At 51.3% G+C, this 10,805-nt stretch carries 10 protein-coding genes and 1 tRNA gene; 8 read left to right on the forward strand and 3 right to left on the reverse strand.

The features are described from left to right. Positions 1-55: 55 nt before the first annotated feature. A complete protein-coding gene (locus tag DXA74_RS12135; RefSeq protein ID WP_118527968.1) occupies positions 56-2,629 on the forward strand; it encodes an endonuclease MutS2 in 2,574 nt (857 codons plus the stop codon). A gap of 37 nt (positions 2,630-2,666) precedes the next feature. Continuing rightward, positions 2,667-4,055, forward strand: a complete 1,389-nt coding sequence (locus DXA74_RS12140; protein WP_118527970.1) for a sodium-dependent transporter — start codon at positions 2,667-2,669, stop codon at positions 4,053-4,055. Between the two features lie 131 nt (positions 4,056-4,186). On the opposite strand, the gene DXA74_RS12145 is transcribed toward DXA74_RS12140, so the two are convergent. From DXA74_RS12145 to DXA74_RS12155, 3 genes are all read right to left on the reverse strand, one after another. Continuing rightward, positions 4,187-5,845 carry an amino acid permease gene (locus tag DXA74_RS12145; RefSeq protein ID WP_118527972.1) on the reverse strand — a complete coding sequence of 553 codons (1,659 nt, stop codon included), beginning with the start codon at positions 5,843-5,845 and terminating at the stop codon, positions 4,187-4,189. 85 nt (positions 5,846-5,930) lie between these two features. Then, positions 5,931-6,647, reverse strand: coding sequence for a hypothetical protein (locus DXA74_RS12150; RefSeq protein WP_118527974.1), 717 nt, complete (start codon positions 6,645-6,647; stop codon positions 5,931-5,933). A gap of 49 nt (positions 6,648-6,696) precedes the next feature. Further along, a tRNA-Thr gene (locus DXA74_RS12155) sits at positions 6,697-6,770 on the reverse strand. Positions 6,771-7,074: 304 nt separating this feature from the next. On the opposite strand from DXA74_RS12155, the gene DXA74_RS12160 reads away from it, so the two are divergent. The 6 genes from DXA74_RS12160 to DXA74_RS12185 are packed head-to-tail and all read left to right on the forward strand — an operon-like array spanning position 7,075 to position 10,684. After that, positions 7,075-7,623, forward strand: a complete 549-nt coding sequence (locus tag DXA74_RS12160; protein WP_118527976.1) for a DUF4199 domain-containing protein — start codon at positions 7,075-7,077, stop codon at positions 7,621-7,623. 21 nt (positions 7,624-7,644) lie between these two features. After that, complete coding sequence (locus DXA74_RS12165; RefSeq protein WP_118527978.1) at positions 7,645-8,601, forward strand: glycosyltransferase family 2 protein; 957 nt, start codon at positions 7,645-7,647, stop codon at positions 8,599-8,601. A gap of 1 nt (position 8,602) precedes the next feature. Beyond that, a complete protein-coding gene (locus DXA74_RS12170; RefSeq protein WP_118527980.1) occupies positions 8,603-9,100 on the forward strand; it encodes a DUF6452 family protein in 498 nt (165 codons plus the stop codon). Further along, positions 9,057-9,764 carry a DUF6048 family protein gene (locus DXA74_RS12175; RefSeq protein WP_147401108.1) on the forward strand — a complete coding sequence of 236 codons (708 nt, stop codon included), beginning with the start codon at positions 9,057-9,059 and terminating at the stop codon, positions 9,762-9,764. The genes DXA74_RS12170 and DXA74_RS12175 overlap by 44 nt, the downstream gene beginning before the upstream one ends. An 18-nt stretch (positions 9,765-9,782) precedes the next feature. Further along, positions 9,783-10,370, forward strand: a complete 588-nt coding sequence (locus DXA74_RS12180) for a manganese efflux pump MntP family protein (protein ID WP_118527984.1) — start codon at positions 9,783-9,785, stop codon at positions 10,368-10,370. A gap of 2 nt (positions 10,371-10,372) precedes the next feature. Next, entirely contained in the window at positions 10,373-10,684 is a 312-nt protein-coding gene (locus tag DXA74_RS12185; protein ID WP_118527986.1) for a hypothetical protein, read from the forward strand. Positions 10,685-10,805: the final 121 nt, after the last annotated feature.

Here is a 10,805-nt window from a genome sequence, read left to right on the forward strand (position 1 = left end):
AGTGGCAAAAAGCGTTTCATGCACTATCTTTGCAAAGAAATAACAAGATATTGATATGATTTATCCGCAAAATTTTGAAACGAAAATAGGTTTCGACGAAATCCGTGCCCTGCTCCAGCAGCAATGCCTGAGCTCTCTGGGTAAGGAACGCGTGGGCCAAATGACTTTTCTGACCGATGTGAAGCAGATTCGCGAAAAGCAGGAACACACCCGCGAATTTCTGCGCATCATGGAGGAGGAAGACCTCTTTCCGGACCAATACTTCTTTGATGTGCGCGACTCGGTGAAGCGCATCCGCATCGAGGGTACGTATCTGGACGAGCAGGAACTCTTCGACCTGAAGCGCTCACTGGAAACAATCGCGGGCATCGTCAGCTTCCTGCACAAGGGCGAAGAAGAGGTTTGCCATGAGGACGAGGAGAACGGCGAAGTACGCGAAACGGTATACAACGGAAAGTATCCGGCGCTGCACCGTCTGGCTGCCGAGGTGATGACTTTCCCGCATCTGGCACGGAGAATTGACGAGATTCTGGACAAATATGGCAAGATAAAGGATCAGGCATCGCCCGAACTGGCGCGCATCCGCCGCGAGATTGTGGTGACGGAAAGCGGCATCTCCAAAAGTCTGCAAGCCATTCTGCGCAATGCCAAGCAGGACGGACTGGTGGAGAAGGACGTAGCCCCTACCCTGCGCGACGGCCGGCTGGTAATTCCCGTGGCTCCGGCGCTGAAACGAAAGATCAAGGGTATCGTACACGACGAGTCGGCCACCGGAAAGACCGTATTCATCGAACCGGCCGAAGTGGTGGAAGCCAACAACCGGGTGCGTGAGCTGGAGGCGGAAGAGCGCCGCGAAATCATCCGCATTCTGCAGGAATTCACCGCTCTGGTGCGCCCGTATGCCCGTGAGATTCTGGATTCGTATGAGTTCCTGGCCGAAATGGACTTTATCCGTGCCAAGGCGCACCTGGCTCATCAGATTGGTGGCATCACACCGCAGATTGCCGGCAAACCGCTCATCGACTGGACGCTGGCCGAGCATCCGCTGCTCAAGCTCTCGCTGGCCAAACAGGGCCGCAAGGTGGTGCCGCTGGATATTGAACTGACATCGGCCAAGCGCATCCTCATCATTTCGGGACCGAATGCCGGCGGTAAGTCGGTATGCCTCAAAACAGTGGGTCTGTTGCAGTATATGCTGCAATGCGGTCTGCCCGTACCGATGGGTGAAAATTCGAAAACGGGTATCTTCACCAATGTGTTTATCGACATCGGCGACGAGCAGAGCATCGAGGACGACTTGAGTACTTACTCCAGCCACCTGCTGAACATGAAGAATATGATGAAGTTCTGCGGAGGAACCACTCTGCTGCTGATCGACGAGTTCGGTGGCGGTACGGAACCGCAAATCGGTGGAGCTATCGCCGAGGCGGTGCTGCGCCGCTTCAACCAGAAGAAGGCCTTCGGTGTGATTACCACGCACTATCAGAACCTGAAACACTTTGCCGAGGACCACGAGGGTGTGGTGAACGGAGCCATGCTCTACGACCGCCAGCACATGCAGGCGCTGTTCCAGTTGCAGATCGGCAACCCGGGCAGCTCGTTCGCCGTGGAAATTGCCCGAAAGATCGGAATCCCGGACGAGGTGATTCAGGACGCATCGGACATCGTGGGCAAGGAATATATCAATGCGGACAAATATTTGCAGGACATCGTGCGCGACAAGAAGTACTGGGAAAACAAACGCCAGAACATCCATCGCAAAGAAAAGCAGATGGAGGAAACCATCGCCCGCTACGAAGCCGAAATCGAAGAACTGCACCGCAGCCGCAAGGAGATTATCCGACAGGCCAAGGAACAGGCCGAACAGCTGATCCGGGAATCGAATGCCAAGATTGAATCAACCATCAAGAGCATTCGTGAAATCCAGGCCGAAAAGGAGAAGACGAAAGACATCCGTCAGGATCTGAACGACTTCAAGAACAAACTCCGCGAGTTCGAAAAGAAGCAGGAGGAGGACCGCATCGAGCGGAAGATGAAGCAGATTATGGAGCGCCAGAAACGGCAGGCGGAGAAAAAGAAGAACAAGGAAAACGGTACGGACGGACAGGCGGCACGCACCCAAACGGGCAGCACGACGCGGACGACTGAAACCGCCGCAACACGTGCTCTGATGCCGGGCGACTATGTACGCATCAAGGGACAGACCACCACCGGTGTGCTCGAAGAGGTGAACGGAAAGAATGCGATTGTGACCTTCGGCGTGATGCGCACGAATGTGAAACTGGACCGTCTCGAAGCGGCTCAGGCACCGGAAAAGAAAGAAACTCCGGCCATCACGTATGTCAGCAAACAGACTCAGGATGCCGTGTACGAACGGAAACTGCAGTTCAAGCAGGACTTGGATGTGCGGGGTATGCGAGGCGATGAGGCCATACAGGCGGTGACGTATTTCATCGACGATGCCATCCTGGTGGGCATGAGCCGCGTGCGCATCCTGCACGGAACCGGCTCGGGAATTCTGCGCACCCTCATCCGACAGTATCTGAACGCTACACCGGGTGTGAAAAGCTTCCGCGACGAGCATGTGCAGTTCGGCGGCGCAGGCATCACGGTAGTGGATCTGGTCTGAATCATAACAACACAAACTTAATAAACTGAATGAATGTATGGAAACTAAACCTAGAGGTAAATTTGCGAGTAAATTAGGAATCATTCTGGCTTCGGCCGGTTCGGCAGTGGGATTGGGCAATATCTGGCGCTTCCCCACAGAGACAGGAGAAAACGGCGGAGCGGCTTTCATCCTGATCTACATCTGCTGCATCCTGCTCCTGGGACTGCCGGTCATGCTCTCGGAGTTTATGATCGGACGGCATGCGCACGCCAATGCGGCCACGGCTTTTGAAAAACTGGCGCCGGGAAAGAAACAATGGCATTGGATCGGACGCTTGGGCGTCGTCACCGGAACCATGATTCTGAGCTTCTATAATGTGGTGGCGGGATGGACTGCCAATTACTCGGTGTGTGCCTTGGGCAACGGATTCAACCGGATGAGCGAAAGCGGCGACCCGAATGTATTTACGGACTATTTCAACAGCTTCGTGACCGGCACCTATGCGCCGGTGGCTTATCTGATCGGGTTCATGCTGCTGACACATATCATCGTGGTATTAGGTGTAGAAAAAGGTATTGAACGGTTCTCCAAACTGATGATGCCTGTTCTATTCATCCTGTTGCTGCTGCTTGCCGGATGCGCGCTGACCATGGAAGGAGCAGCCGACGGACTGCGCTTTCTCTTCCAGCCGGACTTCAGCAAAATCGATCCGGGTGTGGTACTGTCGGCTATGGGACAGGCTTTCTTCTCGCTTTCTCTGGGAATCGGCTGTCTGTGTACTTACGCCTCCTATTTTAAAGAGGATGTCAACCTGGGAAAAACGGCTTTCAGTGTGGCCGGCATCGACACAATGGTGGCTATCATTGCGGGTATCATTATCTTTCCGGCCGTATTCTCCGTGCCGGGCATGGAACCGACCGAAGGTCCCAAACTGGTGTTCGTAGCGCTGCCGCATATCTTTAAAGACGTATTTGGCGGACTGCCGCTGCTCTCTTATCTGGTGCCGTTCCTCTTTTATTTCCTGCTGGTGCTGGCTTCACTCACATCAACCATCTCCATGCACGAGGTGATCACGGCATACATCAGCGAGGTGCATCATCTGTCGCGCAAAACAGCCGCCACCCTGGTCACCATTGTATGCATCGTGCTCAGCACTCTTTGCTCTCTTTCATTGGGAGCCGGATCGGAATGGACCATCGGCGGCATGACGCTTTTTGATTTCTTCGACTATGCAACGGCCAAATGGATGCTGCCGGTGGGCGGATTCTTCATTGCCATTTTCGCGGGCTGGTTCCTGAACCGACAGATTCTTTGGGACGAGCTGACCAACAAGGGAAGCATCCGCTTCTATGGCTTCAAGGCCTTCCTGTTCCTGCTGCGTTTCGTAGCTCCGCTGGGCATCCTGCTCATCTTCCTGAACGAACTGGGCTGGCTGGCCTTCTAAATGAACGAAGACAACTACAGACTGATAAAAACAAGAACTCTCCTTCTGAATCCGGATTCAGAAGGAGAGTTCTTTTATAAGCGGTTTATTCGTCTTTCAGACGTTCGGAAACCGGCTAAAACATCTTGCAGTTACTGCCGGAAAGCCTGCACGTGATTCCATATTTTCAGCAGATAATACACAAAGTGAGTCACAGCAAAAATGAAGGACACCGACAACAAGATTTTATTTTCATTCCACCCTACGGTTTGCTGATGCCACAAACCGGTCACGACACAAAGCACAGCAAGCACCAAGCCTATGAAATAAAGTATCTGCACGCCCTTCCGGTTCGGATTATCGGGCTCGAGATGACTGTGCTTCAATCCGTAGCATACATAGACATCTATACCGATAAGCATCCAGAGCACCAGACGGATCCAGGTATCGGCCGGCAGGAAACACATCATGGTCAGGCAGGTAAGGATACCGAGAATCGGCACCAGCGGAACAAGAGGTGTCTTGAAGGCACGGGGAGCATCGGGCATGGTTTTGCGTACAATCAGAATGGCCGCACACACCAGCGTAAATGCCAATAAAGTGCCGATACTGGTCATCTCTCCCGCCACACGCGCCGGAATCAGTCCTGCCAGCAAACTTACCAGAATCATGAAAAGGAAATTGCTGTGCGCCGGTGTGCGGAAACGTGGATGTATCTTTGAAAAGAAAGGCGGAAGAAGCCCGTCATGACTCATACTCAGGAACACACGGCTCTGTCCCATCAGAGTGACCAGAATCACAGAGCAGTAACCGAACAGAATAGCCAGAATAATGGCTTTGTTCAACCAGGGATAAGAGGGTACAAAATCACCGGCCGCATTGGTCACTCCCATGTGCTCAATGGCCACTGCCACCGGAGCAATACCTTCCTGACCTTCGTAGAGACTGTAGTGGGCCACACCCGTCATCACGTGGGCAAACAGGATATATAATATGGTACAAACGAGCAGCGACACCAGGATGCCTATCGGCATGTTGCGTTTCGGATTGCGCGTTTCCTGAGCCGCGGTGCTTACGGCATCGAATCCCAGAAAGGCGAAGAACACAATAGCCGCGCCGCGCAGAATACCGGAAAAGCCGAACTCTCCCATCACTCCCGTATTGGCGGGAATATATGGAGTCAGGTTATCGGTCTGGATAAACTGCCAACCCAACACCACAAAAATAAGAATTACGGAAACTTTCAGGAACACCACAATGCCGTTGAAGATAGAGCTCTGCTCGGTGCCGCGTATCAGGAAGATACTCATCAGGATGACAATCAGCATGGCCGGTATATTGATGATGCCTCCGTCCCAGGGACAGGCGGTAAACGCCTGCGGGAGAGTGATCCCCAACCCTTCCAGAAAGACCACAAAATAACGGCTCCAACTGATACTGACCGTCGTGGCGGCCACCGTATATTCCAGCACCAGATCCCATCCGATAATCCAGGCTATCAATTCGCCCATCGTGGCGTACGAATAGGTATAGGCACTGCCAGAAATCGGTATCATGGACGCAAATTCCGCATAACACAATCCGGCAAAGCAACAGCCTAACGCCGCAATGACAAAAGACAAGGTAATGGCCGGACCGGTATACTCCGCCGCCACGGTGCCGGTTATCGAAAACAGACCGGCGCCCACAATCACTCCAACTCCCAAAGCGATCAGACTCCACGGTCCAAGCACTCTTTTCAAACTTTTAGAACCGCTTTCATTGGCTTCGGCCAGAAGCTGTTCCATACTCTTTCTTGCAAATAATCCCATCTAGGTTTAGTATTTAATTAATAGAATGGCGGCAAAGATAGAAAAAGAAGAACGAGACGGAATCAAAAAATGAGAAAAAAGGGCATTATATGCTTTGCAACATATTTGCAAAGGCATCAAAGGAACGCTCCACATAGCCCAACTGGTAGGAAGAAAGGCGGAGCGAGAAGGTTCCCTTCAAGTCGGACAAATCAAAATAGGACTTGAAGAAACTGACCAAATTGAAAGAAAGGGAGTCGCCACGCCTCATCAGAAACACGCAGCAACGGTGCAGGAGTTCTTTCTCATGCTCCAGCTGACGCAGCGTCTGGAAAAGGACAAAACCGCCCAGCACCGTGATGTCACAGCGCAACAGCAGTTCCAGCAAATCCTCGGCACGGGCAAAGACCAGAGCATGAATCAGCGCTTCCGCCTGGTCCTGACGGGTCAGCAACGGAAAAACATTCAGGAAAAACTTCCGCTTGTCAATATCGCACTGATGCTCGTTCCAATATGCACATACCTGCTGGAAACCGGGATGATCCAAACGGAAACCGCCGGCTGACAGACGCGCAGGAGCCGCCTTGAGGAAAGTGATCAGAAAAGCCTTGGAATTATAACGACACAAGTCGTAGAACAATGCCCAGTAACGGTCTTCCGACAGCCCAGGTAGAATCTGCGCCGACAGAATGGAACCTACAGTCCGAAAAGAAGAATGACTCAGGGAATCGAGAAAAGAAAGCAACGCCTCCCGGTCCGCCGCCTGAATGAGTGCGGACAGACGCTGATGCAACACCGGATTATATGCTCTCTCTCTTGCCATAAAGAAACAAAAAAGGCGAAACTTGAAGTTTCGCCTCATTCTTAGTTTGAGCCTCTTGTCGGATTCGAACCAACGACCCCGAGATTACAAATCACGTGCTCTGGCCAACTGAGCTAAAGAGGCGGGTGGGAAAGCAATCTGCATCGCGCCGCTACAACCAACTACCCTTGCTGCGATCAAGCCCTGGGGGATTCGAAGGGAGCTGGCCGTACAGGACTTTCCCGTTTGCGATTGCAAAGGTAGGCATTTTTATTAATCCTGCAAAACTTTTGGGAGTTTTTTTTCGAAAAAAATTTCTCCTTCACCGGTATAATCCAGCAACACTTCTCATAATCAACCATTTGTGCATTTCAAAAAAAAAGCATCAAATAATGGCTTTCTGCTTTTTTTTACTACCTTTGTGGGCGTATTCAAATATTCATAGAAAATGGACAATACATTCGATTATCAGCAGGCACGGACATACGCCGGACAATATGGCGCCATAGTAGGTCTTTGCTGGATTATCAGTTTCCTGTCTTATATGGGCGGGCTCACCACCCCATTCCTTGCAGACATCGGTCTGGTGATGGGTATCGCCTCGGTTTTTGTGGCCGGAAACATTATCCGCTACTATCATAATGCGCGCCAGGCGCTGACCTTCGGCAAGGCCTGGTGGATGGCCATTACATTATATTTGTGTGCCGCACTGCTCACGGCAGTCGTGCAATACATTTATTTTGAGTATATGGACCACGGCACGCTGGCCCAAACCTACGAACAGATGCTTACGGCTCCCGAATATCAGGAGTTGCTCCAGCAAATGTTACCGCAAAGCGGAGACACGAATCTGGTGCAGGACATGATTGACTTGCTCTACAGCATCACTCCGATTCAGATGACCTTCCAGCTATTGGTTTACAATCTGTTCCTGGGACTGTTCCTGTCTCTGCCGACCGCCTTACTGGGAAGAAGAAAAAAAATCATCAAACAATAAAATACTCACTACTTTAATTATATGGACATATCTGTTATCGTACCTCTATATAATGAGGAAGAATCCCTGCCGGAATTGTATGCATGGATCAAAAGAGTCATGGACGAGCATAAATTCACTTATGAAATCATCTTTGTGAACGACGGCAGCACGGACCGCTCCTGGAATGTAATCGAAGAATTACAGAAGAATGGAGGCGATTGCGTCAAAGGAATCAAATTCCGCCGGAACTACGGAAAAAGCCCGGCGCTGTACTGCGGCTTCAAGAAGGCGGAAGGAGACGTGGTCATCACCATGGATGCCGACTTGCAGGACTCACCGGACGAAATCCCGGAACTTTACCGCATGATTACCGAAGACGGTTACGATCTGGTGTCGGGCTATAAGCAGAAAAGATATGACCCGCTGTCAAAGACCATCCCGACCAAGCTGTTCAATGCCACAGCCCGCAAGGTAAGCGGCATTCACAACCTGCATGATTTCAACTGCGGACTGAAAGCCTATCGCAAGGAGGTGGTGAAGAACATTGAGGTTTATGGAGAAATGCACCGCTATATCCCCTATCTGGCCAAGAATGCGGGATTCAAGAAAATCGGCGAGAAAGTGGTCCATCATCAGGCCCGCAAGTTCGGAAGCACCAAATTCGGTGGCTGGAACCGTTTCTTCAACGGCTATCTGGACCTGATTTCACTGTGGTTCCTGAGCAGCTTCGGTCTGAAGCCGATGCACGTCTTCGGTCTGCTGGGCTCCATCATGTTCTTTTTGGGCTTCGTGGCCGTAGTCATTGTCGGTGTCGACAAACTGTATGCCCTGCACAGCGGACAGCCATACCGTCTGGTAACGGATTCGCCCTATTTCTACATCGCCCTGACCATGATGATTATCGGAACCCAACTGTTCCTGGCCGGATTCATCGGCGAGTTGGTATCCCGTAACTCTGCTGAAAGAAACAATTACCAGATAGAAAAAGAAATCTAGGATGACTATCAAGCAAAAAATAGCAATATGGAGCGCAGGACTTCTGTGCTCCACTTTCATATCCTGCAACGAAACGGCTTGCCCGCTGAACAACACGGTGATGGCCCAATTCAATTTCTACCGGATGTCGGAGGGAGGAACCGAAGCGATTCAGCTGTTGGACACACTCACGGTTACAGCCGTCGGTACCGACTCGGTGCTGATAAACCGGGATGTCTCGGCACAAAGCATTCAGATTCCGCTTAGCTATGCGCGACCGACCGACACACTGTCGCTCCGTTATGCCAACGACAACGGCCGCGTGGTTTATGATACGCTTATCATTACCAAAGAAAGCTATCAGCAATTCGAAGCACCGGAATGCCCCACTGTGACCTTCCACCAGATCAAGGCCATCCGGTCTACCCACCGCTATATTGATACGGTACAAATCGTAAATCCGAACATTGACTACAATGCTACAGAAAATTTTAAGATCGTGTTTTATACTACTGAGTAGCGCAGCCTTTATTCCTGCGAACGCACAAAATACAGAAACAGGCACCTCCACCCAAAAGGTAGAGAAGGTCATTGCCAGTGCCGAACCGGAAAAGGTACCGGTTTTCTGTGGCATATCCGTTTCGGCCGACCTGGTCGGTGCAGCCATGAAAGCGTTTCACAGCGACTACTCACAGGTGGAGGCGGCCTTACGCCTCAATTTCAAGGAGAAATATTTCCCGGTTTTCGAGCTGGGATACGGTTTCTCGGACTATACTTCCGAGGAGACCGACAAGACGGCCCGCACCAATGCTCCGTATATGCGCATCGGCTTGGACTATAATTTCACCAAAAAGAGAAACGGCAACCGTCTGTATGCCGGTGTACGCTACGGTTTCACACGATTCCGCTACGACCTGATCGACGGCTCGTACAGCGACCCCGTCTGGAACCAGCCTCTCCCCTTTCATCTGGACAACGAACCGGGAAGCGCACAGTGGGGCGAAGTGGTGTTCGGCCTGGAAACAAAAATCTGGAAATTCATCCAGATGGGATGGAATCTAAGATACAAAGCCAGATTCACCCAGCACGTAAACCACCAGGGAGGACCGTGGTATCTGCCGGGATTCGGCAAAAACGGCACGACCTGTTTCGGTGGAACCTTCAACCTGATCTTTGAAATCTAAAAGCAACAAACAGACAAAATGACAATTCTTGAAATCATCATCCTGGCTATAGCGTTGGCCATGGACTGTTTTACCGTGAGCATTGCTTGCGGACTGGCGCAGAAAAAAGTGGTACGCGGCCCTATGACTGCCATGATTTTCCTGTTCGGAATATTTCAGGGAGGCATGACTCTGGCCGGCTGGTACGGCGGTTCTCTGTTCAGCAATATCGTCCGTCCCATAGACCATTGGATTGCTTTCGCCCTGCTGGCTTATCTCGGCGGCAAGATGGTTTACGAAGCATACCGCCCAAAAGAGGATGAGGAAGAATGCTCCGCCTGCAAGAAAGGTCTGCTCCGCACACGCAACCTCATTACAATGGCTGTAGCCACCAGCATTGACGCGCTGGCCGTAGGCGTATCATTTGCCTTCCTTGCCCTGAGCAGCATGCGTCTTTACACCGCCTGTCTGATCATTGCCCTGGCCTCTTCTCTGTTCACCCTGCTGGGCCTCGGCATCGGAATCTTTGCCGGAAAAAGAATCAAGTTCCCGGTAGAGGCATTGGGCGGCATCATTCTCATTGGCATCGGAATCAAGATTCTCATAGAACATTTAAGCGAAGCGTAAAGATGAAGAACTTAAAGAAACTAAGCTGGCAAATCCCGTTTCTGCTGTTTCTGATTCTGGGCACCTATTACACACTGACCCAGAAAGGAAACGGACCGTCGCAATGGCAGGAACAGGGCAGCATCGGTGGCGTCACCTATTCCATCTCCTGCAAGGGCAGTTTCCAGCAGCAGAAAGCCCTGAAGGCCGAGCTGGAAAAGATCCGTCAGGGCATGGAGCAGGCTTTGCAGAACGACAGCACCGCAACTCTTCCGCCCGACACCATCAGCGCCCGAATCTACCGCATGATTCAGGATTTTTCGGAAAAAGAATGACTAAAAAAGCAAAAAATAGCAGATTTGAGCTTTTGTTTTGAGTTTCAAGTGGTTGTGGCAGTCGTTGGCTTTTTGTGGCATTCGTGAGGAAATGCGAAAATGGCGGATTTGAGAAGTAGAA

Source organism: Bacteroides sp. OF04-15BH (assembly GCF_003477995.1).
Classification (GTDB): Bacteria; Bacteroidota; Bacteroidia; order Bacteroidales; family Bacteroidaceae; genus Paraprevotella.

What these genes read in the sequence shown, in the direction of transcription:
- DXA74_RS12135 (WP_118527968.1), top strand. Translation starts at nt 56, where the DNA reads ATGATTTATCCGCAAAATTTTGAAACGAAAATAGGTTTCGACGAAATC.
- DXA74_RS12140 (WP_118527970.1), top strand. Translation starts at nt 2,667, where the DNA reads ATGGAAACTAAACCTAGAGGTAAATTTGCGAGTAAATTAGGAATCATT.
- DXA74_RS12145 (WP_118527972.1), bottom strand. Translation starts at nt 5,845, where the DNA reads ATGGGATTATTTGCAAGAAAGAGTATGGAACAGCTTCTGGCCGAAGCC.
- DXA74_RS12150 (WP_118527974.1), bottom strand. Translation starts at nt 6,647, where the DNA reads ATGGCAAGAGAGAGAGCATATAATCCGGTGTTGCATCAGCGTCTGTCC.
- DXA74_RS12160 (WP_118527976.1), top strand. Translation starts at nt 7,075, where the DNA reads ATGGACAATACATTCGATTATCAGCAGGCACGGACATACGCCGGACAA.
- DXA74_RS12165 (WP_118527978.1), top strand. Translation starts at nt 7,645, where the DNA reads ATGGACATATCTGTTATCGTACCTCTATATAATGAGGAAGAATCCCTG.
- DXA74_RS12170 (WP_118527980.1), top strand. Translation starts at nt 8,603, where the DNA reads ATGACTATCAAGCAAAAAATAGCAATATGGAGCGCAGGACTTCTGTGC.
- DXA74_RS12175 (WP_147401108.1), top strand. Translation starts at nt 9,057, where the DNA reads ATGCTACAGAAAATTTTAAGATCGTGTTTTATACTACTGAGTAGCGCA.
- DXA74_RS12180 (WP_118527984.1), top strand. Translation starts at nt 9,783, where the DNA reads ATGACAATTCTTGAAATCATCATCCTGGCTATAGCGTTGGCCATGGAC.
- DXA74_RS12185 (WP_118527986.1), top strand. Translation starts at nt 10,373, where the DNA reads ATGAAGAACTTAAAGAAACTAAGCTGGCAAATCCCGTTTCTGCTGTTT.